General features: G+C 51.0%; 29 protein-coding genes. 5 read left to right on the top strand and 24 right to left on the bottom strand.

Features of this window, described 5'->3' with window-relative positions; genetic code table 11:
• Positions 1-29: 29 nt before the first annotated feature.
• The 16 genes from A10D4_RS04975 to A10D4_RS04900 all read right to left on the bottom strand — a co-directional run bounded on the left by A10D4_RS04975 (position 30) and on the right by A10D4_RS04900 (position 10739).
• Positions 30-266, bottom strand: coding sequence for a hypothetical protein (locus A10D4_RS04975; RefSeq protein WP_008488135.1), 237 nt, complete (start codon positions 264-266; stop codon positions 30-32).
• An 88-nt stretch (positions 267-354) separates the two neighbouring features.
• A complete protein-coding gene (locus tag A10D4_RS04970; RefSeq protein WP_008488134.1) occupies positions 355-600 on the bottom strand; it encodes a RebB family R body protein in 246 nt (81 codons plus the stop codon).
• A gap of 37 nt (positions 601-637) precedes the next feature.
• Entirely contained in the window at positions 638-892 is a 255-nt protein-coding gene (locus tag A10D4_RS04965) for a RebB family R body protein (protein WP_008488133.1), read from the bottom strand.
• A 41-nt stretch (positions 893-933) separates the two neighbouring features.
• On the bottom strand, positions 934-1167 hold the full coding sequence (locus A10D4_RS04960; protein WP_008488132.1) for a RebB family R body protein: 234 nt from the start codon (positions 1165-1167) through the stop codon (positions 934-936).
• A 42-nt stretch (positions 1168-1209) separates the two neighbouring features.
• Positions 1210-1437: a RebB family R body protein gene (locus A10D4_RS04955; RefSeq protein ID WP_008488130.1), complete on the bottom strand. Its 228-nt coding sequence runs from the start codon at positions 1435-1437 to the stop codon at positions 1210-1212.
• A gap of 233 nt (positions 1438-1670) precedes the next feature.
• A complete protein-coding gene (locus A10D4_RS04950; protein ID WP_008488128.1) occupies positions 1671-2285 on the bottom strand; it encodes a hypothetical protein in 615 nt (204 codons plus the stop codon).
• A complete protein-coding gene (locus A10D4_RS04945; protein WP_008488127.1) occupies positions 2282-2590 on the bottom strand; it encodes a hypothetical protein in 309 nt (102 codons plus the stop codon). Before A10D4_RS04945 ends, A10D4_RS04950 begins: the two co-directional genes overlap by 4 nt.
• Positions 2591-2603: 13 nt before the next feature.
• Complete coding sequence (locus A10D4_RS04940; protein ID WP_008488126.1) at positions 2604-2900, bottom strand: hypothetical protein; 297 nt, start codon at positions 2898-2900, stop codon at positions 2604-2606.
• Positions 2901-3003: 103 nt separating this feature from the next.
• Entirely contained in the window at positions 3004-3258 is a 255-nt protein-coding gene (locus A10D4_RS04935; RefSeq protein ID WP_008488125.1) for a hypothetical protein, read from the bottom strand.
• 11 nt (positions 3259-3269) lie between these two features.
• The gene (locus tag A10D4_RS04930) at positions 3270-3605 is read right to left on the bottom strand and encodes a hypothetical protein (RefSeq protein ID WP_008488124.1); all 336 of its coding nucleotides are present in this window, start codon (positions 3603-3605) and stop codon (positions 3270-3272) included.
• Positions 3568-3996, bottom strand: a complete 429-nt coding sequence (locus A10D4_RS04925; RefSeq protein ID WP_008488123.1) for a hypothetical protein — start codon at positions 3994-3996, stop codon at positions 3568-3570. The genes A10D4_RS04930 and A10D4_RS04925 overlap by 38 nt, the downstream gene beginning before the upstream one ends.
• Positions 3993-4979: a sigma 54-interacting transcriptional regulator gene (locus A10D4_RS04920; RefSeq protein ID WP_008488121.1), complete on the bottom strand. Its 987-nt coding sequence runs from the start codon at positions 4977-4979 to the stop codon at positions 3993-3995. The genes A10D4_RS04925 and A10D4_RS04920 overlap by 4 nt, the downstream gene beginning before the upstream one ends.
• 118 nt (positions 4980-5097) lie before the next feature.
• A complete protein-coding gene (locus A10D4_RS04915; RefSeq protein WP_008488120.1) occupies positions 5098-5667 on the bottom strand; it encodes a hypothetical protein in 570 nt (189 codons plus the stop codon).
• A gap of 20 nt (positions 5668-5687) precedes the next feature.
• Entirely contained in the window at positions 5688-7604 is a 1917-nt protein-coding gene (locus A10D4_RS04910; RefSeq protein WP_008488119.1) for a hypothetical protein, read from the bottom strand.
• Between the two features lie 355 nt (positions 7605-7959).
• Positions 7960-8994, bottom strand: coding sequence for a GNAT family N-acetyltransferase (locus A10D4_RS04905; protein ID WP_008488118.1), 1035 nt, complete (start codon positions 8992-8994; stop codon positions 7960-7962).
• A gap of 170 nt (positions 8995-9164) precedes the next feature.
• The gene (locus tag A10D4_RS04900; RefSeq protein WP_008488117.1) at positions 9165-10739 is read right to left on the bottom strand and encodes an acetyl-CoA hydrolase/transferase family protein; all 1575 of its coding nucleotides are present in this window, start codon (positions 10737-10739) and stop codon (positions 9165-9167) included.
• Between the two features lie 329 nt (positions 10740-11068).
• Here A10D4_RS04900 and A10D4_RS04895 point away from each other — a divergent pair, with 329 nt between their 5' ends.
• The 3 genes from A10D4_RS04895 (at position 11069) to A10D4_RS04885 (ending at position 12892) form a co-directional block, all read left to right on the top strand.
• Complete coding sequence (locus A10D4_RS04895) at positions 11069-11731, top strand: DUF1036 domain-containing protein (protein ID WP_192811506.1); 663 nt, start codon at positions 11069-11071, stop codon at positions 11729-11731.
• Positions 11732-11840: 109 nt separating this feature from the next.
• Positions 11841-12515: an SDR family oxidoreductase gene (locus A10D4_RS04890; RefSeq protein WP_008488114.1), complete on the top strand. Its 675-nt coding sequence runs from the start codon at positions 11841-11843 to the stop codon at positions 12513-12515.
• 98 nt (positions 12516-12613) lie between these two features.
• Positions 12614-12892: a peptidylprolyl isomerase gene (locus A10D4_RS04885; protein WP_008488113.1), complete on the top strand. Its 279-nt coding sequence runs from the start codon at positions 12614-12616 to the stop codon at positions 12890-12892.
• Here A10D4_RS04885 and A10D4_RS04880 read toward each other — a convergent pair.
• Both A10D4_RS04880 and A10D4_RS04875 read right to left on the bottom strand, forming a co-directional pair.
• A complete protein-coding gene (locus A10D4_RS04880; protein WP_008488112.1) occupies positions 12889-14118 on the bottom strand; it encodes an NnrS family protein in 1230 nt (409 codons plus the stop codon). The genes A10D4_RS04885 and A10D4_RS04880 overlap by 4 nt on opposite strands.
• A 114-nt stretch (positions 14119-14232) precedes the next feature.
• A complete protein-coding gene (locus A10D4_RS04875) occupies positions 14233-14676 on the bottom strand; it encodes a YaiI/YqxD family protein (RefSeq protein ID WP_008488111.1) in 444 nt (147 codons plus the stop codon).
• A gap of 205 nt (positions 14677-14881) precedes the next feature.
• Between A10D4_RS04875 and A10D4_RS04870 the strand changes: the two genes are divergently transcribed.
• Both A10D4_RS04870 and A10D4_RS04865 read left to right on the top strand, forming a co-directional pair.
• Positions 14882-15781 carry an alpha/beta fold hydrolase gene (locus tag A10D4_RS04870; protein WP_008488110.1) on the top strand — a complete coding sequence of 300 codons (900 nt, stop codon included), beginning with the start codon at positions 14882-14884 and terminating at the stop codon, positions 15779-15781.
• Positions 15774-16853 (top strand): RNA polymerase sigma factor, encoded by a 1080-nt coding sequence (locus A10D4_RS04865; protein WP_008488109.1) that lies wholly within the window; start codon positions 15774-15776, stop codon positions 16851-16853. The genes A10D4_RS04870 and A10D4_RS04865 overlap by 8 nt, the downstream gene beginning before the upstream one ends.
• Here A10D4_RS04865 and A10D4_RS04860 read toward each other — a convergent pair.
• The 6 genes from A10D4_RS04860 to A10D4_RS04840 all read right to left on the bottom strand — a co-directional run bounded on the left by A10D4_RS04860 (position 16850) and on the right by A10D4_RS04840 (position 22755).
• Positions 16850-18247 carry an ABC transporter ATP-binding protein gene (locus A10D4_RS04860; RefSeq protein ID WP_008488108.1) on the bottom strand — a complete coding sequence of 466 codons (1398 nt, stop codon included), beginning with the start codon at positions 18245-18247 and terminating at the stop codon, positions 16850-16852. The genes A10D4_RS04865 and A10D4_RS04860 overlap by 4 nt on opposite strands.
• Entirely contained in the window at positions 18244-19044 is an 801-nt protein-coding gene (locus A10D4_RS04855; protein WP_008488107.1) for an ABC transporter permease, read from the bottom strand. The genes A10D4_RS04860 and A10D4_RS04855 overlap by 4 nt, the downstream gene beginning before the upstream one ends.
• Positions 19041-19979 carry an ABC transporter permease gene (locus A10D4_RS04850; protein WP_008488105.1) on the bottom strand — a complete coding sequence of 313 codons (939 nt, stop codon included), beginning with the start codon at positions 19977-19979 and terminating at the stop codon, positions 19041-19043. The genes A10D4_RS04855 and A10D4_RS04850 overlap by 4 nt, the downstream gene beginning before the upstream one ends.
• Positions 19980-19982: 3 nt before the next feature.
• Positions 19983-20945 carry an ABC transporter substrate-binding protein gene (locus A10D4_RS04845; protein ID WP_272942929.1) on the bottom strand — a complete coding sequence of 321 codons (963 nt, stop codon included), beginning with the start codon at positions 20943-20945 and terminating at the stop codon, positions 19983-19985.
• Positions 20899-21573, bottom strand: coding sequence for an ABC transporter substrate-binding protein (locus A10D4_RS14460; RefSeq protein WP_272942928.1), 675 nt, complete (start codon positions 21571-21573; stop codon positions 20899-20901). The genes A10D4_RS04845 and A10D4_RS14460 overlap by 47 nt, the downstream gene beginning before the upstream one ends.
• A 132-nt stretch (positions 21574-21705) precedes the next feature.
• Positions 21706-22755, bottom strand: a complete 1050-nt coding sequence (locus tag A10D4_RS04840; protein ID WP_008488104.1) for an NAD(P)-dependent alcohol dehydrogenase — start codon at positions 22753-22755, stop codon at positions 21706-21708.
• Positions 22756-22855 lie beyond the last annotated feature (100 nt).

Here is a 22855-nt window from a genome sequence, read left to right as displayed (position 1 = left end):
AAAACAGTGCGCAATCACCGCGTGCGGTGCTAGGCGCCAAGAATTTTGTTACAGGTTTGCACCATGGCTGAGTTGGCCAGAGTTTGCGACGAATACTGGTTAGCGGTGTTATTCAGCATCGATAACGTGATGGCATTCACCAAACCGCCCAACGACAAGGTTTGCAACGTATCGTTGCTTTGCTCTTGTATCTCGTCGTTAATTTCCTTCGAGTTGTGAATGTAGTCTGGGTTAGCATTACTACTATTCTGAGAGCTTGACGACATGATCTTGATCCCGTGCGTTGCGTTACGAATTGCAGGGGGTTAACAAACAACCAGCCTGTTACATCAGGCTGGTTGTTATGACACCCGCTTATTTGTTCTGTGAGAACAGCTTGGTCACGCCCAACGTTGTCGCCGCTTGATAGCTAACGTTAGCTTGTTGCTGCGCGTACACCGCGTTGGCCGCCGCCATAGCCACCGAGTTGCCGATGGTTTGGTAGAGGCTACCCATGGCCATCGCTGGCGCTTCGGCTAACACTTTGGTGTTGGCGATAGTAACCGCGTCAACAATAGCGCCGTTGACGGTTTGAGGTTGTTGGCTAGTAGTGCTACTCATGATGATCTCCGGTAATGACTAAAAGTCGGGTTAAGGCTTACTGGTTTTCAGAAAACAGCTTGGTCACGCCCAGCGTACTTGACGCTTGATAGCCGACGTTAGCTTGTTGCTGAGCGTAAACCGCATTAGCTGCCGCCATCGCCACCGAGTTACCGATGGTTTGATAAAGGCTACCCATGGCCATTGCTGGCGCTTCGGCTAACACCTTGGTGTTGGCAATGGTGACTGAGTCGACAACGGCACCGTTAACGGTTCCCGGTTGTGAAGCTGGCTGAGATGATGAGCTTGACATGTGGTATTCTCCTAACTGGATTTAAGGTTTAACTAAACGACTTAACTTTTGTTTTGACTGAACAGCTTGGTAACACCCAAGGTGCTAGCCGACTGCGAGGTAACCCAGCCTTGTTGCTGCGCATACACCGAGTTAGCCGCGGCCATGGCGACCGAGTTACCTACCGTTTGATACAGATTGCCCATCGCCATTGCTGGTGCGCTGGCACCCACTGAGACGTTAGTACCCGCGACCGAATCGACAACGGCACCATTTACTGCTTCGGGTTGAGACATAAACCTATCTCCTATTGATTAACGATGCTCATCAACGCTTGTCTAAGTGCTCTGTGCTAGCAACTTGGCCACGCTCAGTGTGGTTGCTGCCTGATGCACAATATTTGCTTGTTGTTGCGCATAGACGGCATTTGCCGCAGCCATCGCCACCGAGTTACTGATGGTCTGATACAGGCTCGCCATTGCCATCGCCGGTGCTTCCGCAAGCACTTTGGTGTTAGCAATCGTGACCGCATCAACCACTGCACCCTGAATAGATGCACTTGACATAACAGATCTCCCTGTCGTTTTGTTGATGACCCAAACAAGCCTCTCGCGAAGCTCGATAGAGAGATTGCAGAACCTGTGCCAGTACAATCAGACTTCACGAAATAATTTTAAGATACTGTTATTTAAATAGTTTTTAGTTTCAAAGCCGGTCAGCCTAGGGTGAGCCTTGCATACCGACTTGGCGCGTTTCAGCCAGTCGCGCCGGTAGGCAGGACTAAAACGGCTATGCCCGGCTAAATCAGGTGTCGACAAAAGCGCGCGGGTAAGCGCAAACCGACCACATCACCACCGCCAGCCGCAAGGCGAAAACCGTGGCGTTTAAATAACACCGCTAGATTAGGATTGATCAAGGTGCTAACCAGCCACTCGCAGCCGCTGATTAACGCCGCTTCGCTAACCGCACTGAGCGTGCGTTGTAACAGCTGGTCGATATAGCGCATGGCGTGGTTAGGCTGTAGCGGTGCATACAAGCCGTAACTAGCGGGTAACAAGTTTAAGCAACTGATGTAGAGGCTGTGCTGATAGCACATCACCATTAATTCCGAACACAGACTGCCGTCGTTTAAGTGTAGCTGCTGCCAATAGAGTTGCGCGTCGCGTAGCGGTTGGCGGGTAGTTTTTTGTGTTGCTTGTGCAGCGCTTGACGAGCTTGCTGGGTAGACTCTGGTTGTCAGCGGCAGTGGCGACAATGCGTAACTCAAGCAGTCTTGGTAACTGCTAGGGCGTTGTTGTTGTAATTGCCCCCAGCTATCGCTGAATCGGCTCCGCAGCGGCGTGCGCAAGCTGGCGGTAAGCAAGGCTTGCGGCAGCAAACCTTGCTCGGCTACGGTGAATAAGCGAGTACTCATTCGCCATACATGGCTCGAATCGCCTGCAGCGGATCCTGCTCAGCGGTGGTGTTTGTTGTGTCGTTGGCATCGCTAGCGGGTATCAGCGATTGTAACCAAACATCATGGTCTGCATTCGACGCTACCGCTTGCAATGGTTGATCGCCATTGATCACCTGCGGAAAAGCCGCTTGTACTGGCGCTACCGACTGCATATCGAACATCGACAAGGCCTGTTGCAATAGCGCCTCGCTAGCTTGAACCGGATCTTCAGCCACGTTGTCAGCGGTCGTTGCTTGGCTGTGCTGATGTTGTTGTTCAGTCATTCTGACCTCCTACTTAATCGGGTTTTAAATCTTGTAATACCTGCGCCCCGGCCTGACCGACTTTGGCGAGGTTTTCGGCGGCAAAGGTAATAGTTTCGGTGGCGCTTTCGATGATTTGTTTGTACTCCACCATTGCCGGATTGGCTAACCAACTCGCCGAGGCGACACCGATGACAGTGGTTTCGATGGTGTTTAAATTACGCAGTAGGTCGGCCGCACTTTGTACCGCTTGTGCCACCGACTGATTGATATGCGGTTGAATCAGCTCTTGTGCCGAGCTGCTGCTAGCGGCGTTATTAGCGTTACTCATGGCGTTGCATCCGCGTCTTCACGCTGCTGCATAAACTGCTCGCTGGCGGCGACCGAGTTATCGATGTAAGTCACCGAAGCGGCGCTGCTTAACTGTGCCGCGGTTAACAACCTTTCGTGCTGCAAGGCGGCATTATAGTCGGCGTTATCGGCGGCTGCAAGCCATTAGCAGAAGCGGGCGTCTGCAAACTATCGACCAATATCTGCAGCTGTTGATAGCGCTTGTCGGCGTCTTGTTGTTGCTGTTGCAGCGCGCCTTTGAGGGCTTTACTGTCAGCAATAAACGCTTCAAATTGTTGCATTTGATCGGTAGCGGCTTGCTGATCTTGGGCGACAATGTTGGCGATAGAGACACTCATGAAAACCTCGCTTAACGCTTTTGCTGCGCTTGCATATGCTGACGTAAGTTGGTCCGCATATGTTCAAATTGCTCGCGCATTTGGCGTAAGTAAGCGCTGTAGCCACCATTGGCTTGGCTGGCTAAGCTTTGTTGGAATAACTCATTAGCCTGCCATGCCCAAGCCGGCGTTGTACTGAACACCAGCTCTGGATCAATACGGTGATGCGCCTGTTCCTGGCCGGGTTCTTGCGTCGCTTGCTGTTGATCGCCATCGCGCGTTTCTGCGACCGCATAACACTCAAATTCACCTTGCGCGTTGCGTTGCGTCTCAAACAGCCGATGCTTTGCTTGATGCTGTTGTGTCATTGGCTTCCCCTGTTGTGTTGGCATCCTCCGCCGAGTCACTGGCGGCTGCGCTTGCCGGTTCCGCAATATTGTCTTGCGGCGATGGCGCCGCTAGGCTGGCATTAATGCGCGCCATGATGGCGTCTAACTGCACTTGGTTTTGGCCGTGAATGACGGCTAAGTTAGCGTGGGCTGGCTCGGTCATTGCGGTCAATTGTTCGGCGCTGATCGGTTCAGCGTCGTTCGAGTTAACACTAGCCTGCGGCGCCTTTAAAGCGGCCACCATGTCATGCAACTTACGTTGCTGTTGCTGGAGTAACTGTTGCAAGCTGCTATTGGCATCTTGACGCAATTGCTGGGTTTGCGCGTTGACCTCGGCAGCAATTTGCGCTTTCGGCGGTTGTGAGCTCATACCGATACCTCACGGTTTTGAATTTGTGCTAAACGACGCTCAATGACTTTGCGGTGCACGCCCAGCAAGCGCGCGGCCTCAGACTTATTCCCCTGAGTCATCATCACCGCTTGCTCGATTAACGCGTCGTGAATGGTTTTCAGCTTGTTATGAATCGGCATATCGATGATTTCCATAGCCACCTTGCTGGCCCAGTCGATATCGCTATCACACATATTGAGCTGGCGTAGCGCCTGCGAGGTGACGTGGCGCTCATCAGCCAACACCGCCAGCTTGTCGACGGTGTTTTTTAACTGCCGAATATTGCCTGGCCACTCGGCAAACTGCATCAACTTAAGCGCACACGGCATCAAGCGAATGCGCTGCGACTGGCGCGCGAAAAACTGCGCCAACAACGGAATGTCGTCACGGCGCTGCTGTAACGGCGGGATCACCACCTCAAACAAGTTCAACCGATACCAAAGGTCTTCTCGAAACTGGCGCTGGTCGACTTGATCACGTAAATCCACATGCGAAGCACTAACAATACGGCCAGAGAAGACTTCTACATCGCTACTGCCCAAACGGCTAAATTGCCGACTCTCTAACACCCGCAATAACTTGGCCTGATGAATTAACGGCAGCTCACCAATTTCATCCAAAAATAGCGTGCCTTGGTTGGCTTGGTGAAAAAAACCATGCTGTTTTTTATCGGCGCCGGTAAACGCGCCTTTGTCGTGCCCAAAAAATAGCGACTCGAACAGGTTTTCGGGTATCGCACCGCAGTTGACACTAACTAATTGACCGCTGCGACCACTTAACCGATGAATAGCCCGGGCAAATAATTCTTTGCCGGTGCCGGTATCACCGTGTAAAAAAACTGCGCCGTCGCTCACTGCGATCTTTTCGATATATTCGGCAATTTTTTTCATGCCGACGTTTTGGCTTATCACACCGGGTAATATTTCTGGATAAGCTGCTGCAAAATCACTTTTAAAGTCCATCTGTCACTCTCCATAAATGGCGTGGATAAGTTTAGGTTGAGGACGAATTTATTTTCTTTTGAATTCGTACTTATCTTTTTTGAATTCGTCACTTAATTCACAAAAAAACAACATCGAATTAGTCAAAAAATTCGATATCCCAAAAATCCTCTTCGGTGACGTCAATTTGCTTATGTGACGTCGCTTTGACGTCAGTTTCAGTATGTTTTTTCAGCGTCGCAGGTAACGTCTGTTGCGTCATTTTTGGCGGATCAGCGGCAACCTCGATAGTTGAACTTACAGATGGCTGAGGTCGATGAGTTTTATAAAAATCTTCGACGATTAAAAATAACGTTTTTAAACTGTCGCGAATTAAAATTCGGCGTTCATACTCCTTGCCATAATCAAATAATCCCTGTGCCGCTTCGGGGGCTTCAGAAGTGCTGTAACGACGCGCGACAACCTGCAATAACTGACCATACTGTTGATGTTCCAGCAGCGCTGTTGCTTGCCGTTGACTGGCGTCGGTTAGCAGCCAACTGCTAACCGACTTGCCCCAGCGCATCAATTGCTCCCGGTCGGGGTTGACCAGTACACCTACCCCACCAACCCCATATGTCAGTGGAAACAGCACCTCAACCAGCTCGAGAAAACGAAAGTAATCAAATCCTGTCTGCTGTGCTGTTGCCTGTTGGCTTTCCTGATTCACCGATATCACCTGACTGCTGCCTATACAAACCAGTTCGTTACCGCTTCTTGCGCACGGTTTTCTAACACGATGGTGTTATTGGCTTTGTAGATAAAACGGTCTAAGGTCGCATCCACCAGTTTGGCGTTGGCCGCACTATACAGCTGATTGCTGTCAGCGCCCCAGCCACCACGCGCCCAGATGGGAAGATTTTCGCCGGCGATCTGCAAGAAGGTTTTCAGGTTATTGATAAAGGACGCAAGCTGGTCGTTTAGCAGCCCTTCTTGCTCAGCTTTACCGGCCAACGACCGAATTTTCGAATAGCATGTTTCTAAGGGTAAAAATTCCCCCAGCTCAGGGTCATTGACCAGCGGCGCGTTAAACGGATTACTACGAGCGACTTCGGCAAACTTTTCTGGCTGCGCTTTCAGTTTTCCGAGCTTATCGATCCAACTGCCGAATTCGTTCAGCATGTCTTGTGCAACTTCTAAGCAAAAGGCGTTCAGATAAAGTTTGCTATGGTTCCCTTGCAGATTTACATTCGCCGATGTTTGCGGGATAAAACAGCCATGTTCAGTAATTGCTGCGCTCGGATTGACCTTTTGGTTGCCGACAGCGTTGGCGTCAAACCCCAGATAGACGGCAGCTGGCGCCTGAGTCAACTCTAAGCCTTGTAGTCCCCAAGCTAGGATTGCTGCATATTGTTCTGAAGCTAACACCCAAGGCATTACCGGTGGCTCGTTCGGTTCGCGAACCGGGCCAAATGCAGCTTTTACCGGGTTAGGAATATTAAAAGGGTCGGCATCGATACGCACAATTTTGCTGGCAGCCAGCGTGGGGTAGCGATTCTCGATACTCTTGACCGAGGTATAATGAGTTTGCGCCGCATCCATGGAGTGAATCAGCTTTAACAGATGAAAATCTTCCATGTTAGCGTCACCGTGCAGCCCATATTGGTTAGCGGCTTGTTTAACGTTATGCCCCATAAAACTGTTGGACGAGATGGTTACCGCGCTGCGCTCGGCTGGCACCCCGTTTTGTTGCGCTGAAATAACCGTTTGCGTCGACGCAATAAGCTTATACAGTTGCGAAGTTTGTTCTGTGGATTGCGCGATAAAGGTTTGTTCGACGAGCTGCCGTGCTCCGGCAATATCATAAAAAGTTGGGGTTTCATAAAACTGACAGTATTGCTCGCGAGAAGCGTAATTGATGATGCCGGTATACAACGAACGTTGGCCGACTTTCTCACGCCCCAGTTCCGCCGCCTTATCCCGCTCGACTCCCATCATCACGCTACCCAGCACGTTCCAAACCTCGCCGGGACCACCGGCAGGAAGCGGCTGACCGATGTCGCGAAAAGCACCGCCGGCGCCATAACTCCAGATGTTCACCGAGCTGTTACCGCGCTGGCTGGGTTTGGTGGCGTTCGAAGCTCCTTTCAAAGCTTTTAAGATACCGCGTAACTGGGTGCGGATCAGACCCGGTTGCAGCCCCATTTCTGGCGAGCGCACCAGAATTTTGGTCGGCAAGCCGGAATCACGACCGCTGGCTTTGCCCATATAGAGAATCGACAACGACGGCAGCAACCCTAACTTACGCTTTACGGTGCGGTTGCCTTCGGTTTCTAAGATACGCGCCGGTAGCTTATTAAACACATCCAGCAGGTTGCCGTACAACACCTCCTGAAACACCGTTAGCCATTGTGCTCTGTTCGGGTTGAAGTTGTCCGGCGCTTTAACCGTATTCGGCAGCGAAATAAAATCGCCATCGGTATCCATGCCAACCCAACCCTTCCACATCACCTTGCCTTGGTAGTTGGCGATGGGGCGTTCAAACAGGGTGCCGGTCGGGTTCACGTTACCGCGCTCGATCACCAATACATTCCAGCCTTCGGCAAACAAGGCCGACAAAATCGGACGAACTTCTTCATCCATGAAACCGATATATAAATCAGACATAACACACCCCGTAGCGTAAAAAGAAGCGCTGCCCAACCTGAGCCAGCGACCGACACGAAGAAATCGCAAGTTACATACCAGAGGTCATAGCCAATCATTATTTTTTTGTTTTTATTTTGCTAACCGAATGATCTAAAAAGGGTTATCAACAACCCAGTGATATGCTTAAGCAGGCAAAGGAAGGGATAAAACCACCTATAATGGTGATAAAAAGTGGAGTAGATCGACCAAGCCCGAGCCCCGCAAAGGACTATTACAACCAAGCGCAAGACGCCTAAATTTAGCTCACTGGCTTAAAAAAAAGCGCCTATCAGGCGCTTTCGACGAGTTCCGCTAAACGACTTGGCTTGAATGATTAAACGACAATTTTAGGGCTTAGCTCAATGCCCGAATTTAAGCGCTGCAATAGCTGTTCGAGGTCGACAAAATGGCGAATACGGGTTTGGTGCGGGCCTCGGTGATAAAAACGCTCTTGCGCGTTGGGGGCTTCGGCACGCAATGGTAAATACTCAAACTGCAATTTTTTTAGCGCCTTTTGTGAATTAAGGTTGTGCGCATACACCTTGGCGTAACAACGTTGCATACCTAACTGACGCTGCCCCAACGTTATCAGCAAGTTAACCGCCTGCGGACCAAAACCTTGTGCTTGAAAGTCTTTACCCAGCCAGTAATAAAAAAAGCCCAACTCATCGAACACTTGCAAGCAGACCGAGCCAATCATGCCAAACGCGCTGTGCATAATGGCAAACTGGTGGCGTTCGGGCTCTTGTTGGCAACGGTAAAGCCACTGTAACCATTGTTGTGGGTTGCTAAAGCTCGGCAGGTTACACAGCTCGGCAATACTTTTATCAGCGAATTGCCAAGCGAAATCGTTAACGTGATGCGCCGCCAATGGCGTTAAACTTATAGCGCCATGACGCATTAATGCCGGCGGATACCGCGACTGACTGCGATACTGGGCAAACTCCTGTTGCAATAAGCTCAGTAATGGCGCTTGCGGATGCTGTTCGGCAGCATCATCTAATCGCGCTTGCGCCTGTTCAAAATCACCCATCTGGACGTCGGCCTGTAACCACAGTGGTAGCTGCCAATCCCACTGTGGCAGTGACGTTAAGCGTTTCAGTAAAGGCCAGTCACATAAATACTGTGCTAAGCGTACTAAATTAGCGATGGTGGCTGTCGATAGCTGTCGATTATCGCCGCTAAGCACACGTCTTAAGGCCTGCATAATGGGTAACCGACGCGTCGCATTAACGTCTGCCAGCGGCAGCTCACAAAGCCATCGGCAAAGATGGTCGGGCGTGATTGTTGCGCCTGTATGACGGCGTTTTAATACGCTGCCAGATGCCGCCATAGCGGACGTTGATTGTGATGAAATGGGCGATGCCATAACTTTCTCCATGTAAAGGCTGTTGTTGCAAACATCAACAACAGCAGCAACGCTTGTGCCAGTACACGGAGTACGAATAAGTTATTCTATTTTAAAGAGTTAACCAGCTGCTGCGAGCCGCGCTTATGATCTGAATTGGCGTTAAACGACCGTTCCCGAATGACGCCCGGTCACTTGCGACCAGAGCGCATGCTACCGCTGCTTTCATAGCGTTCGTGCCAACTTAGCGCCTCGTTTAACAAATGCGGTGTGTGCATGCCGCGACCACTGGCGCAGGCGCGTGCAAAGTAATCGTGTAGCGCCTCGCGAAAATCCGGATGTGCACAGTTGTCGATAATCGTTAACGCCCGTTGCCGTGGTGACAAGCCGCGTAAATCGGCTAAACCTTGTTCGGTGACGATGACTTTAACGTCATGTTCGGTGTTATCGACGTGAGACACCATCGGCACAATGGCCGAGATATGACCTTGCTTGGCGGTTGACGGCGACATAAATATGGATAAATAGCCGTTGCGAGCAAAATCACCCGAACCACCGATGCCATTCATCATGCGCGTCCCCATAATATGGGTGGAATTGACGTTGCCATAAATATCGGCCTCGATCATACCGTTGGTTGCAATGACCCCTAAGCGGCGCGCAACTTCGGGATGATTGCTGATATCTTGTTGGCGCAGAATGATCTTATCGCGGTACAACTCAATATTGGCATTAAATTCAGCAATTCCCGCCGGGCTTAATGAAAAAGCTGTCGCCGAGGCCATCGTCAGCGTGCCCGATTTCAACATGGTCAACATGCCGTCTTGAATAACCTCGGTATAAGCGCTGAGGTTTTTATAAGGGCCACTATCTAAGGCTTCTAGCACCGCATTGGGAATATTGCCAACGCCCGATTGAATCGGTAACAGGGTTTTCGGCAAGCGGCCAGCCTCTATTTCGCGTTCAAAAAAGTTCAGGATGTGCTCGGCGATACGGCGCGAATCATCATCCGGCGCTTTAAAGGCGGTATTACGGTCAGCCGAATCGGTTTCGACCACCGCAATGACTTTATTCAAATCACAGCGCAAGTATTGCTCACCAATGCGCTGCCCGGCCTCGGTCAGCATGATCGGTTTGCGTTGCGGCGGTAGCGCGGTACCGTAATAGATATCGTGCATGCCTTCCATGCGCAGGTTCTGTTGGTAATTGACCTCTAGAATGATGTGTTCCGCTTGCTCTAACCAGGTTTTATTATTACCGATAGACGACGATGGGATGAGCAAGCCGTCTTCGCGAATCGCGCTGACTTCGATAACCGCAACATTAAGCTTGCCAAAAAAGCCCGACCATACGTACTGCGAGACTTCTGACAGGTGGCAGTCGATATAATCAATGTGGCCGTCGTTAATGCGCTGACGACATATCGGGTCGCTTTGAAACGGCAGCCGTGTCGCAATACCGTCCACCGCCGCTAACAAGCCATCTAACTCCGGCGCGGTCGATGCCCCGGTCAGCACATTAATTTTAAACGGCGAGGCTTTCATACGCTCAGCCAAGGCGGCTGGCACCGCCTTGGGATAACCCGAACCGGTAAAGCCACTCATACCCACGGTTGCGCCGGGCTTAATTAACGCTGCCGCCTGTGCCGCCGACATGATGCGGGTTGCTAAAAGTGGGTTATTGATCCGCGACTTGGCTCGCATATTCTCACTCAACTTGGTCAATCTTTGATGATCGCCATTGTAGCCGCCAGTATCAGCCAACACAGCCCTACACCAAGAGTGCTGTTTGCTTAAGATCAGTTTACTGGCAATTAAATTGCCCACATTGTCTTAGAATGCATTCGGCAGCGCAAAACTTAAACAGTTGTTAAAAAAATGAAATCGAAGTAATTTAATTTTATCTCGCGCGGTTGAGCCTAGCGCTTAATTGGCTCTCACAGCCAAGCTTGTGCATGCACGACAAAACTCGTTACCCAAGTTTTTCGCGTTAGTCGCATCCTAACCTTAATAAGGAACGAGCTATGCTCAAAAGCCAATTACCTAAAAAGTTAGCAGTACTCGTTAAGCTTTGCGTTTTCTGCTTTAGCTTACTCATGGCGTATTCAGCACGCGCTGATCTGACTGTTTGCAATAAGGGCGACGGCGACATGATTGTTGCCTTTTCTTACAGCGAGGGTATGCCAGCAGGACAATATCGCAACCTCGGTTGGCTAAAAATCTCAGCGAAACAATGCCAAACCTATACCGATTTAGTTGTCGATAAAGAAACTTTTTATTACTACGCCGAAGACGAAGTCGGCAATCGTTGGTCCGATGGCGATGAGTCACCGCATCGAATGTGTATTTCTCAAGGGGCTAGATTCGACGACGTTTATGCAGGACAGAAAACCTGTCCTCGTAAAAATATGCTAGTACGTGGTTTTCGAAAGGTAGAAACAGGAGATAGCCGCCATTATCGACTCAACTTAACCGGTTCGGTCAGTCGTGCTCAGCAACTCGCAGAAAAAATTGATCGTTTAGATATTGGTGATGGTGTTTATATACAAGGTGCATTTTCTGACGAATTAGCTTACATCGTACGCATCAATAAAACCGATAACACCGTTAAAGTTCGTCATGCTGAGGATGGCACGGCGCGATGGGTGGGTATCGAACAAATTATTACGCGCGACCAAGCTCAGCAAAACAGCGCACAACGCAGCGTAGTTGGAGGAGCTATCATTTTTTGCTTATTTGCGCCAGAGCAATGTAAGTAAGCACTTACAACATTGTTCTTGATAATGCGCTTGCGAGAAAAAGCGATCGAATATTCACAAAACACGGTATTTAACGCTGTGCATGATATTCGCTAATAACGGAGCTGAGATGTCAAAAGTATTATTAATTACCGGTGCCTCCAGTGGCATTGGCAAGGCTACCGCTGAAAAGGCGGCGGCCGCAGGCCATCAACTCATTTTAACCGCTCGCCGCCAAGCACTATTAGATGAGCTGGTCAGCGATATCGGTGAACAACAAGCTATCGCCGTTGCTGCCGACGTCAGTCGTTACCAGCAACTGGCCGAGGTGGTTGAGCGCGGTGTCGCTAAGTTTGGTCGGCTAGACGCGGTCTTTGCTAATGCCGGTAAGGGCTTATCGCAAGCCGGTACCGAACACGGCGATCCGGACGAATGGCGCAGCATGATCGATATCAACATCAATGGTTTACTGTACACCGCGAAACTGACGCTACCGCACCTGCGCAAAAGCGTCGGCCATTTTATTATGACCGGTTCGGCGGCAGGACGTAACACGATTAAGGGCTCGGTTTACGGTGCCAGCAAATGGTTTGTACACGGCTTTGCGCAAAACCTGGCCGAAGAAATGAAAGAATGGCAAGGACGCTGCACCACCATTGCCCCGGGCATGGTCAACACGCCATTTTTTGACGAGGCCAAGCCCGATAAATTAGCCGCGGACGATGTCGCCGATGCGGTATTATTCGCGCTACAAGCCGAACCGCGCAACTGCGTGCGCGAGATTTACTTAATGCCGGCTAAATAATGCAACGTTAATTGGCTTCTTCCCTAGGAAAGTTATCGTTTGGTTACGGCCAAGAATAAGGTAAAATTAGCAGAACTTTCGCTAACGCAGAGATACCCATGGCTAGCGCGCACGCTTTACATATTTTAGTGAAAACTCGGGCCGAGGCCGAGGCGTTGAAAAAACAGTTGGCAGAGGGTGCTAAATTCGGCGACTTAGCACGCAAACATTCGCTCTGCCCGTCGGCCAAAAAAGGCGGCGATTTGGGTGAATTCCGGCGTGGACAAATGGTGCCAGCATTCGACAAAGTGGTGTTTGGCAAACCCACACTCGATGTGCATGGCCCGGAAAAAACCCAATTTGGCTGGCACCTGATCAAAACCCTGTCGCGGCGTTAACCGGGATTACCGTCGGCACGGGCAGTTAGCAGAATCTTACTGTATAACACAACAAAGATGCCATAACCGACGATCCAACAGATACTAGCCAACATCAAGCCGTTTAGTGTCGCTTGCGGTAGCAAAGCGATACCCAGTGAGCGCACTAACCCCGCAACAATCAATAGTAAGAAAGCTAGCGACATCAGCGGATGCGGATGGATGGGGCGCCCGCTATGCCCCAACGATACCCGTGCCATCATAGCCAAAATCATATTGCCCATCGCCCCCACGGTTAAAGCGTGCATGGCGGTACTTTGGCTAATATCAAGGCTAATATGGATGAACTCGCTGTGCATACCTAAGTAATGCCAACCCAACAAAGCGCAACCCAACGGAATAAACCAATAAGACAAATGTAATGACCATAATAAGGGCACTCGCCAGGTTATCCAGATTTTCCAACGGATAGCTCTTAAGGCATGTAAAGCGGCGGCAGCAAAAAATAAAGCAGCCAGCATACGGTGATCTAAACTTGGCACCAGATTAAAAAAATAGATAATAAAAATCAGCCACAGCAGCCCAAGTGCACTCCGGTCTAGCCAGACCTTATTCGGTACGCGCTTGGTGCCGGTGCCATTTGCGGTAAACATCGGCATCACCCGACCCGCAATAATCGTCATCAATAAAGTAATGAGCAAAACGGCATTATAAGCGCCTAAGGTTTGCCACTGATAATGACCGCTTAATAGCCCGGCGTGCATCAGAGCGTTTGATACCGCGAGCAGCAATAACAGCGGAATGAAGAATAATTGCCGTACTTGATCAGCCCTAATGACCAGTCGTGCAAACAAGACGGCAGCAGTTGGTAACAATGCTAAATCTAAACCGACCACAAGCCAGCCAGGCCAAGAGCCGCCAATCAGCATTGCCACTCGCGCGGCGCCCCAGAGCAATGCCAATATCAACAAGGATTTACCATGTGTGGCACGCTGCCCGGTCCAGTTTTGTACAGCGGTCAACAAAAAACCGAGAACGACGGCGACGACAAAGCCATAAATCATCTCGTGCGAATGCCAAAAAAGCACATTACCGTAAACCGATAGCGACAAATGTCCGCTGAGGATAAGCGCCCATAAAGCGATAGCCAATACGCCAAATATTCCGGCCATTAAAAAGAATGGTCGAAACGCCTGCCGCAGAATTGGCGGAATACGCATTTCTTGTTGTCGATCAGTAATGTTCATCAATTTATTTTAAGTCGCTTAAGAATTGGCAATGCCATGATACGCGCTAACTCACTGGCAATGCCACTGACAAGCCTGATGCGGATCAAGCTTGCTCATTAAACCTTAAAAAAATTAGACGCTAGCTAATAGCTTATCCAGCTGATTGGCAAAAGCCATGCGATCGCGTTGGTGTAAAGGCGCCGGCCCGCCACCGTGTTCACCGCTGCTGCGTAGTGTATCCATAAAGTCACGCATGTTTAAGCGCGCACCAATATTGTCGCGGGTAAATAACTCACCACGTGGGCTCAAGGCTATTCCACCTTTTTTTATCACATCAGCGGCCAGCGGAATGTCGGCGGTGATGACCACGTCATGCGGCTGACATTGTTGTGCTATTTCATCATCGGCGACGTCAAAGCCAGCCGCCACCTGCTGACTACGAATGTATCGAGAGGGCGGCACGCGCAGCGGTTGATTGGCAACCAAAATCAGTTCGATTTTTTTGCGTTCAGCAGCACGGTACAAAATATCTTTAATCACGCTTGGGCAAGCGTCAGCGTCGACCCATATTTTCATCCTATGCTCCTCATTTTTAAGCACTAACTAGGCAGTTAACCGAATCGCATCAACAACACTTTAGGTTCGGTACAACCTGTCACTTTTGCTAATATCCTAGCAAGTCCGGAGGGGAAATATTCTGAAATTAAAAATATTTGTCACAATTATTGGCGATCTCCTGACTGTTTAAAGGTCATCACTTTTAACTAACGAGATCACCACCATGAAAAATTGTTTTATCACCGCTTTATGCCTACTGCTAGTGATATGCTGGCAACCGTCAGCCTTCGCCAAGAACGATTCGTCAACACTTATACATGCCGTCTCGGTGCAAGGCGATGGTCAAGATGTAATACTGATTCCAGGCTTGATGAGTGACGCTAGGGTTTGGCAACAGACAGCCGACCTGCTGGCAACACGATACCGAGTACACACGCTAAATATCGCTGGCTTCGGCGAGCAACCCGCAGCCAGGCAATTACGGCAGGAGTTTATGCGTCCGCTGGTCGCTGCCATTAGCGATTACCTAAATACACAGACTTCGCACGCCATCATTGTCGGACATAGTCTTGGCGCTACATTAGGCTATCAATTAATTATCGAACACCCCGACGTTGGTCAGTGCTTGGTGAGTGTCGACGGCGTGCCCTTTGTGTCAGCGCTACTAATGAATAATTCCGACCTTGATGTTGCTCAAGTCGAGCCACAAGCGGCATATTTGCGCCAACAATTTCAACAGTTCAGCGCTCAGCAACTGCGTCAACAAACACAATTTGGCGTTGCTCGGCAAGCCGCTGATAACGCTCATCAAGCGATGATATTGAACATGGCCGAGCAGTCTGATGCAGCCACAGTAGGTCAAGCTATGTATGAATTAATGACCACCGATCTGCGTAAAAAACTTAAGTCCAGCAAGGTACCGATATTACAACTCGCCGCTATTGCTGCTATAACAGACGACGCTGAACAGCAACAGGCGCTGCAGCAATATCGCCAACAACTGCCACCGCGTTCAAGCATTGAATTAAAAGCGATAAATGCACGTCACTTTATCATGCTAGAGCAGCCACAAACGTTATTTGACAACATCCAACGTTTTGCCAAGGAACACTGTCATGAATAAATTAACAGCATTTGTTGATGCGGCCGCGGCGGGTGATCAGGCAGCCTTCGCCGAGCTGGTTGAACGCACTCAAAACTTAGTGGCTAGCGTGGCGTTAAGCATCGTCAAAGACGTTCGTGCCAGTGAAGAAGTGGCGCAAGAGACCTTTTTACTGGCTTGGCGTAAGCTACATCTGCTGCGCCGCCGCGCCAGCTTCTTACCCTGGTTAAGACAAATGACACGTCATTGCGCCTACCAATGGCTAGCAAAAGAACACCCGGCGCGTTATAGCCCGGTCGGCGATGACATCGACCAGCAATTGCAGCAGTGGCTCGACGAAGACGCTGACACCGCCTCGGCACAGGTGCAACAACGACAACAGCAACGCATACTGCAGCAGGCGCTAGAACAACTAACGGCAGAAAACCGCGATATCGTCATACTGTTTTATCGAGAACAACAATCCACCACGCATGTCGCACAATTGCTCGGCCTGAGCGAAAGCTGTGTCCGTCAACGACTCAGCCGCGCACGCCGCGAACTGGCAACCGATCTACTGCAACGGGTAGCTAAGGCTGCCCTATTAACGGCCCCGACGTTGAGTGTCAGCACCATTTTAGCCGGCAGTTTGACGTTGTTCAGTCCGCCAGCCGCCGCACTAGGCTGGAGCAGTTTGAGCGCGGCCGCGACGCAGGGAGGACTGAAATGGTTGTTGCTGCCGGGTATCATGTGCATCGCTATTTTTACCGCCGTGGTTGGTGTGTTTATCGGCTCTCATCAGGCGCAACGGTATGCCAAGTCTTTCGATGATCGTCTGGCGTTGCAGCGCCTGCGTAATCGAGCCAGCGTTTTTGTCGCATTGACCAGTTGTGCACTATTCGGCAGTTATGAGGTCAGTCAAGGCTGGCAGCTGCCAAGCAGCGTTTATATCCTGTTATTAGGCGGCATTATCTATTACCAAATACGCATACAACGCCATATCCAATCACCCCAGAAGCGCTGGCGGTGGGCAACGTATCTGGGTTACATCATCGGTTTTGGCGGCGGTATCGCCGGTTTGATCGGTGGCTTTTTGCTCAGTGGACGGCTTTAGCCAGTCAACTGCACCACTCGGTCACAGCTTTTATCAAGCAGTTGTCGGTCATGGCTGATGAGCAGTAAAGCGCATTGTTGCTGGCGGCAATAACTGACGAGTTGCTCGGTGATCATCTGCGCGGTGATGGGGTCGAGCCTGGAGGTGGGCTCGTCGGCGACGATAAAACGCGGCCGTATCAGCATCACTCGCAGCAATGCTAAACGTTGTAATTCGCCACCACTAACTTGCTCGGCGGGGCGCTGCAACAAGTGTGGCAATAGCTGTAAGCGATGCATTAAGGGTGAAAGTTGCGCGGCGTCTAACCGATGCCGGTGGATGAGTTCTTGCAACAGCTTACCGAGTGGTACACCCGCGGCAAACGAAGCCGGTGGATCTTGATAAAGCTTGAGTTTAGCGCCAACCGCCAGCGTCGGCGCCAGTGTTAGCCGCCCCTGCTGATAAGGCAACAGCCCTAATAACACATCACCCAGCGTCGATTTTCCACTACCACTGTCACCCGCTAAACCCACCACTTCACCAGCCTGAATACTCAAGCTAAGTTCGTCGAAAATCCTTGATTTTCCACGATATACGGTCAAATTTTCGGCGTTAACGAGTACTTCCGAGCTTAATTCGCGGGTGCTGCCGTGTGCTGGCCAGTGTTGCGGCTGCGCCTGCAACAAGCGCTGCGTATAAGGATGCTGAGGGCTGCGCAGTAGCTTATCGGCGGTCCCTTGCTCGACCATCCGGCCTTGGTTTAATACCATTACTCGCCCGCCCAATGCCCTTGCGACGTCGATATCGTGGGTGATGGTCAATAAACTGCCGCGGCGCTGCTGACGTTGCAACAACTCAATCACCGTATGACGGCGGCTAGCATCCAAACCCTTAGTCGGCTCGTCGGCCAACATCAGCTGACCGCCAGCGGCATTCGCCATCGCAAACGCCGCACGTTGCGCCATGCCACCCGATAGTTGGCTGGGGATTTTAGCCGCGGCGTCAGTCAGATCCAGATCATGCATATTCTGCGCAGTAAGGCTGTCAGCCTCAGCGCGCGGCAAGCCGCGCACCCAACGCCACACTTCATACAGTTGCTCACGCACCTTCATCACCGGATTAAGCGCGTGCCACGGTTCTTGCGGTAGCATACTGACCTGCTTGCCCCACAGTAACTGTCGCGCCCGCCGTGGTGACGCTAACGGGTCAATACCCGCTACCCGCAATTGCCCACGATGGCTTAAGCTGGCTGGTAAGTTACCCATTAGCGCTTGTACTAACAGGCTTTTACCGGCGCCGGTATGACCTAATATCGTTAGCGATTCAGCGGCTGTTAAGCTAAACGATAGCTCATGCAAAATAACGCCTTGAGCCGAGCTAATGGTCAGCTTATCAACCATCACATCGACACTCATGAACGGCTCCCTGCCAATAACTGAAAACCGAGCACTAACAAGGCCAACACGATTAACGGCTGCGCCAGTAACCAGGGTGCGTCGCTGTAATAGGGGAAGAGTTCCACGATCATCAGGCCTAACTCGGCGGTCGGCGGCTTTAAGCCAACATAGACAAAACCGACCGACGACAACATGATGATCGAGGTGGCAGCGCCAAATGCCGCCAACGACAACACATTGGCACGTATCGCCGGCCAGATGTGGCGTTTAACGATGTACCAACGGCCAAAACCGAATAACCGCGAAGCCTGCACCGGTGCACCGTTGATCACGGTTTTGCTGACTGCCCGAACTAAACGAAAATACTCGACCCAGAGCACTAGCGATATGGCCACATAAAGCATGGCAAAAGAGCCCGGCACGATAGCCGCAAACAACAACACCAGCACCAGCCCGGGCAATGCCAAAACCGTATTAACGATAAAATTCAATAAGCTATCGACCCAGCCACCGCGCCATGCCGCACATATACCGGCGCTGACACCTAATATCGCAGCGCTGAACACGCTCAATAACGCCAACAAAAACGACAACCGTAACGCCGCAGCCAAGCGCGCTAACATATCGCGGCCAAACTGATCTTTACCCAGCGGAGCAGCACTGTTGGGCGTTTGGAAGCTCTCAGACAAATGCTGCGCGGTCGGACTGGCGTGATAAAGTAACCACTCACCTACGGCGAATATTAGCAAACACAGCAATAGCGCTAAGCCAATACATTGCCAAGTCGAGAACGGATTTTTACGCGACAACATCATGGTTCACGGCTCCGTGGATCAAGCCAGTAACAGCTGATATCAACCAACGTATTCACCAATACGAATAACAAGCCCATGACCAACGCCGTGCCCTGCAACATCGGAATATCACGTGCGAAGACCGCGTGCGATAAACCATGACCGATACCCGGCCAAGCAAACAGGCTTTCGATCATGATCACCCCTTCGACCAAGCCAATCAGCTGAATGCCCATGAAAGCCAAGGTCGGCACCAGTACGTTACGCAAACCATGGCGCCAGAAAGCGCGCGTCGGGCTTAAGCCTTTCAATTGAGCAAACTCATAGTAAGCCGAATTAAGCACCTGCACCGTGCTGTTACGTACCACCCGATTGGCAATCGCGGCCAAACTTAAGCCCAGTGTTAATGCTGGCAACACCACATACTGTGGCTCACGAAAACCGGCCACCGGCAACCAACCGAGACCCAGTGCAAACATAAAAATCAGTAATAAGCCTAAGGTAAAAACCGGTTGTGCGCGCACCAATACCGAGCCCACTAAGATGCCATTATCGACCGTACCCCCCGCCTTAAAACCCGACCATAGACCCAGTGGTATAGCTAACAAGACGGCGACCAGTATGGCAGCAGCGGCAAGCACCAAGGTATAACCGAGCTGATGACTCAACTCGTCAACAACCGGGGCGCCAGTGACTAAGCTATTGCCCAAGTTCAGTGTCAGCAAATCGGCTAGCCAATGACCATACTGCAGCCACGCCGACTGCTGCAGTTGTAGTTCTTGACTGACCGCCTGCGCGGCCGCGGCCGACACCGCATCGTCGCCGTAACGACCGGCGGCAATGCGGTAGGCCATGTCGTTGCCGGGCAAGCTGCGCAGCAAAATAAAGGTCAGCGTCGCCACACTCCAGGCCATCAATAGCGCTTGCCAAGCACGGCGCCAAAGAATGTGTTTCATGGTTTACTGCTCATTGGCTAGCGTGAGCGAACTGAGATTAAACGAACGCTCGTACGGGTCGAAGTGAAAGCCGTTTAAACGGGTCGACACCGCGCTTTGTTGAACATAATAAGCCACCGGAATAAGCGGTAAGTCAGCGTTGATTTCGTCAGTGATTTGCCTGATCAGGCGTGCACTTTGCGCGTCATCTTGACTACCCTCAAGTTGCTCAACCCAATTAAATACTTGCGTATTGTGCCAATTCATTGGCCCCCAGTCGCCGCCCTGTGGGTCACTAAACTCGGTCGACAGCAGCGCCAACGGATCGGGTAACAATCCCAAATTGCGGGCAATCAGCGCGGTTTGTAGGTTACCGCGCACATGCGCCATGGGAATAGCACTAGCATTTTCCATGCTAACCTGTAGGTCGACCCCCAGCTCACGCCACTGATCTTGAATCGCGGTGGCGATGACAATCAGTTCAGGACGATTAGCATAAGTCATCATCGACAACCTTAACGGCTGTCCGTGTTGATAACGAAGTCCGTCTTTAGCTAAGCGCCAACCGGCGTCATCCAGTAACCGGCCAGCGCGCGCCAAGTTACGCTCAATCGGTGCAAGCTGAGCTTGATGCCACTGCTGAAACGATGGTCCAAATAACTGATTAGCCTCGCTGCCGGGCACGCGCAAAATGTTGTTGGCGATACCTTGCCTATCGATTGCTAAACTAAGAGCTTGCCGCACGCGCTTGTCTTTTAACGCCGTTTGCTCAGCGTTCAACTTGATTAAAATAGTACGCGGTATCAGCGTACTATCGACGTTAACGTTATCAGCATGTTTGAGCAATTCGACGCTGGCCGGATCTAAGTTATACACAATATCGGTCTGCCCGCTTTTTACCATCAACGCCCGACTTTCAGAACGATGACCGGTGACATATTCAAGGCCCCCCCCAATAGTCAGCAAAACGCTTAGCCGAGGCGCCATGCGGAGGCTGGAAATCAGTGAGTTGATACGGCCCAGTACCGAGCAATTGCGTGACGTTTTGCTCGCTGTCATAACTCGCTGGCGCCAGAATGGCGGTGGTGTAATGGGTCAAAATAGCGGCGAAAGGTCGATAGCGCTTACGCAAGGTCAAGACCACGGTATCGGCGCTGGGGGTGTCATAGGACTTAACCAAATCCCACGGATAAGGAGCGGGTTTAGCAAAAGCCGCGCGCAAGCTATTTATTACCGCCTCGGCGGTTAATGGCTGACCATTATGAAAGTGAACGCCATGACGTAAGGTCAGTGTCCAAACCCGATAGTCATCATCATGTTGCCACGCGCTCGCTAACCCCGGCGTGATATGCCCCTGTTCATCGACATTGAGCAGGGTCTCGATAATTTGCATGCGGGTAAACACGTACCCCGAACTGGCTGGTTCGAGATTAATCGGCTCAAACGGCCCGCTGATGCTTAACGGACGTTGCTGGGTTTGCTCTTGGCACGCACTAAGGCCAAGCATAGCGACGAGCAGCAATACCGCTAACGCAGTTAAATGCGTAATACGACACTGACCAATAACAGGGTTCATGAGGCGATGGCGCTCTGGCATGATAAAAACAGGCTGCATAGCCTAGCAAAATGACATCAGCAACATAAGACAAACGCGAAGAGTATCGGGAAATTGGCGATTAATGGCAGGCACAGCTAATAAAAAAGCAGCCGCAAGAAACGGCTGCTTTTAGCTGGCTTGGTCACCGAATTAAGCGGCGTCTAACGACTCCATATCGATAACGAAGCGATGCGCTAAGTCACCCTTGGCTAAACGCGCAAAGGCGTCGTTAATTTGGTCAATGTTGATCATTTCGCATTCAGGATAAATGTCGTGCTTGGCACAAAAATCTAAAACCTCCTGAGTTTCGGCTATACCGCCGATCAACGAACCGGCAACGCGACGACGTCCCATCACTAATGGGATGGTAAGCGGCTCTTCTAGCGGCCCCACTTGACCGACAATCACCAACGAACCATCGACGTCGAGTAAGGGTGTGTAAACGTTCAAATCGTGCTTGACCGGTGCGGTATCGATAATGATATCGAAGGCACAAGCCGAGGCTTTCAATTCGTCTTCATCGCTAGAAGCTAAAATGCCTTTTGCGCCTAATGCTTTGGCTTCTTTTTCTTTGCTCTTAGAGCGACTAATCACGGTCACTTCGGCGCCCATTGCTACCGCCAGTTTGACCGCCATGTGGCCTAAGCCACCCAAACCGATGACACCGACTCGCGTACCTTCACCGACATTCCAAGTGCGCAACGGTGAGAAGGTCGTAATACCAGCACACAAAATTGGCGCCGCTTTCGCCATATCCATGCCATCCGGAATACGTAAGACAAACTCTTCGCGCACCACAATGTGTTTAGAATAGCCACCCTGAGTACTGTTACCGTCGATACGATCAGGAGACCCGTAGGTCGCTGTCATCCCCTCACGACAATATTGCTCTTCGCCGTGCTGACACTGGTCACAATGCTGACAGCTATCGACCATACAGCCGACCGCAACATGGTCGCCTACCTGATAGTTTTTGACGTCGTCACCAACCGAGCGCACCACACCGACGATTTCGTGGCCGGGCACCAACGGATAAGGTTGTGGACCCCAGTCGCCATTGACGGTGTGTAAATCCGAGTGACAAACACCGCAGTAAAGGATCTCAATTGCCACATCGTTAGCGCGTAAATCACGACGCTCAAAGTGGTAAGGTACCAGTTCTGAATCGGCAGAATGTGCCGCATAGCCTATGGTTTTCATCTTGCAATATCCTCTGTTACTTCACTCATGCCCAGATGTTTGCCAGCGACGGTTAACACCCGCAAACTAAAAAAATAGCTCCCCAGCATTATATTAAAAC

Origin of the sequence: Idiomarina xiamenensis 10-D-4 (assembly GCF_000299895.1) — a bacterium.
Taxonomy (GTDB): Bacteria; Pseudomonadota; Gammaproteobacteria; order Enterobacterales; family Alteromonadaceae; genus Idiomarina; species Idiomarina xiamenensis.
Note: the sequence above shows the minus strand (reverse complement) of the source record. Positions and strands in the feature narration are given on the sequence as shown.

Excerpts from the sequence above, each read along its gene's own strand:
- A10D4_RS04850 (WP_008488105.1), bottom strand. The coding sequence starts at position 19,979 with ATGAAACACATTCTTTGGCGCCGTGCTTGGCAAGCGCTATTGATGGCC.
- A10D4_RS14460 (WP_272942928.1), bottom strand. The coding sequence starts at position 21,573 with ATGCAGCCTGTTTTTATCATGCCAGAGCGCCATCGCCTCATGAACCCT.
- A10D4_RS04960 (WP_008488132.1), bottom strand. The coding sequence starts at position 1,167 with ATGTCTCAACCCGAAGCAGTAAATGGTGCCGTTGTCGATTCGGTCGCG.
- A10D4_RS04865 (WP_008488109.1), top strand. The coding sequence starts at position 15,774 with ATGAATAAATTAACAGCATTTGTTGATGCGGCCGCGGCGGGTGATCAG.
- A10D4_RS04855 (WP_008488107.1), bottom strand. The coding sequence starts at position 19,044 with ATGATGTTGTCGCGTAAAAATCCGTTCTCGACTTGGCAATGTATTGGC.
- A10D4_RS04845 (WP_272942929.1), bottom strand. The coding sequence starts at position 20,945 with ATGGCGCCTCGGCTAAGCGTTTTGCTGACTATTGGGGGGGGCCTTGAA.
- A10D4_RS04875 (WP_008488111.1), bottom strand. The coding sequence starts at position 14,676 with ATGAAAATATGGGTCGACGCTGACGCTTGCCCAAGCGTGATTAAAGAT.
- A10D4_RS04930 (WP_008488124.1), bottom strand. The coding sequence starts at position 3,605 with ATGACACAACAGCATCAAGCAAAGCATCGGCTGTTTGAGACGCAACGC.
- A10D4_RS04910 (WP_008488119.1), bottom strand. The coding sequence starts at position 7,604 with ATGTCTGATTTATATATCGGTTTCATGGATGAAGAAGTTCGTCCGATT.
- A10D4_RS04965 (WP_008488133.1), bottom strand. The coding sequence starts at position 892 with ATGTCAAGCTCATCATCTCAGCCAGCTTCACAACCGGGAACCGTTAAC.
- A10D4_RS04895 (WP_192811506.1), top strand. The coding sequence starts at position 11,069 with ATGGCGTATTCAGCACGCGCTGATCTGACTGTTTGCAATAAGGGCGAC.
- A10D4_RS04940 (WP_008488126.1), bottom strand. The coding sequence starts at position 2,900 with ATGAGTAACGCTAATAACGCCGCTAGCAGCAGCTCGGCACAAGAGCTG.
- A10D4_RS04970 (WP_008488134.1), bottom strand. The coding sequence starts at position 600 with ATGAGTAGCACTACTAGCCAACAACCTCAAACCGTCAACGGCGCTATT.
- A10D4_RS04950 (WP_008488128.1), bottom strand. The coding sequence starts at position 2,285 with ATGAGTACTCGCTTATTCACCGTAGCCGAGCAAGGTTTGCTGCCGCAA.
- A10D4_RS04885 (WP_008488113.1), top strand. The coding sequence starts at position 12,614 with ATGGCTAGCGCGCACGCTTTACATATTTTAGTGAAAACTCGGGCCGAG.
- A10D4_RS04925 (WP_008488123.1), bottom strand. The coding sequence starts at position 3,996 with ATGAGCTCACAACCGCCGAAAGCGCAAATTGCTGCCGAGGTCAACGCG.
- A10D4_RS04945 (WP_008488127.1), bottom strand. The coding sequence starts at position 2,590 with ATGACTGAACAACAACATCAGCACAGCCAAGCAACGACCGCTGACAAC.
- A10D4_RS04880 (WP_008488112.1), bottom strand. The coding sequence starts at position 14,118 with ATGAACATTACTGATCGACAACAAGAAATGCGTATTCCGCCAATTCTG.
- A10D4_RS04955 (WP_008488130.1), bottom strand. The coding sequence starts at position 1,437 with ATGTCAAGTGCATCTATTCAGGGTGCAGTGGTTGATGCGGTCACGATT.
- A10D4_RS04860 (WP_008488108.1), bottom strand. The coding sequence starts at position 18,247 with ATGAGTGTCGATGTGATGGTTGATAAGCTGACCATTAGCTCGGCTCAA.
- A10D4_RS04870 (WP_008488110.1), top strand. The coding sequence starts at position 14,882 with ATGAAAAATTGTTTTATCACCGCTTTATGCCTACTGCTAGTGATATGC.
- A10D4_RS04935 (WP_008488125.1), bottom strand. The coding sequence starts at position 3,258 with ATGAGTGTCTCTATCGCCAACATTGTCGCCCAAGATCAGCAAGCCGCT.
- A10D4_RS04890 (WP_008488114.1), top strand. The coding sequence starts at position 11,841 with ATGTCAAAAGTATTATTAATTACCGGTGCCTCCAGTGGCATTGGCAAG.
- A10D4_RS04975 (WP_008488135.1), bottom strand. The coding sequence starts at position 266 with ATGTCGTCAAGCTCTCAGAATAGTAGTAATGCTAACCCAGACTACATT.
- A10D4_RS04920 (WP_008488121.1), bottom strand. The coding sequence starts at position 4,979 with ATGGACTTTAAAAGTGATTTTGCAGCAGCTTATCCAGAAATATTACCC.
- A10D4_RS04905 (WP_008488118.1), bottom strand. The coding sequence starts at position 8,994 with ATGGCATCGCCCATTTCATCACAATCAACGTCCGCTATGGCGGCATCT.
- A10D4_RS04840 (WP_008488104.1), bottom strand. The coding sequence starts at position 22,755 with ATGAAAACCATAGGCTATGCGGCACATTCTGCCGATTCAGAACTGGTA.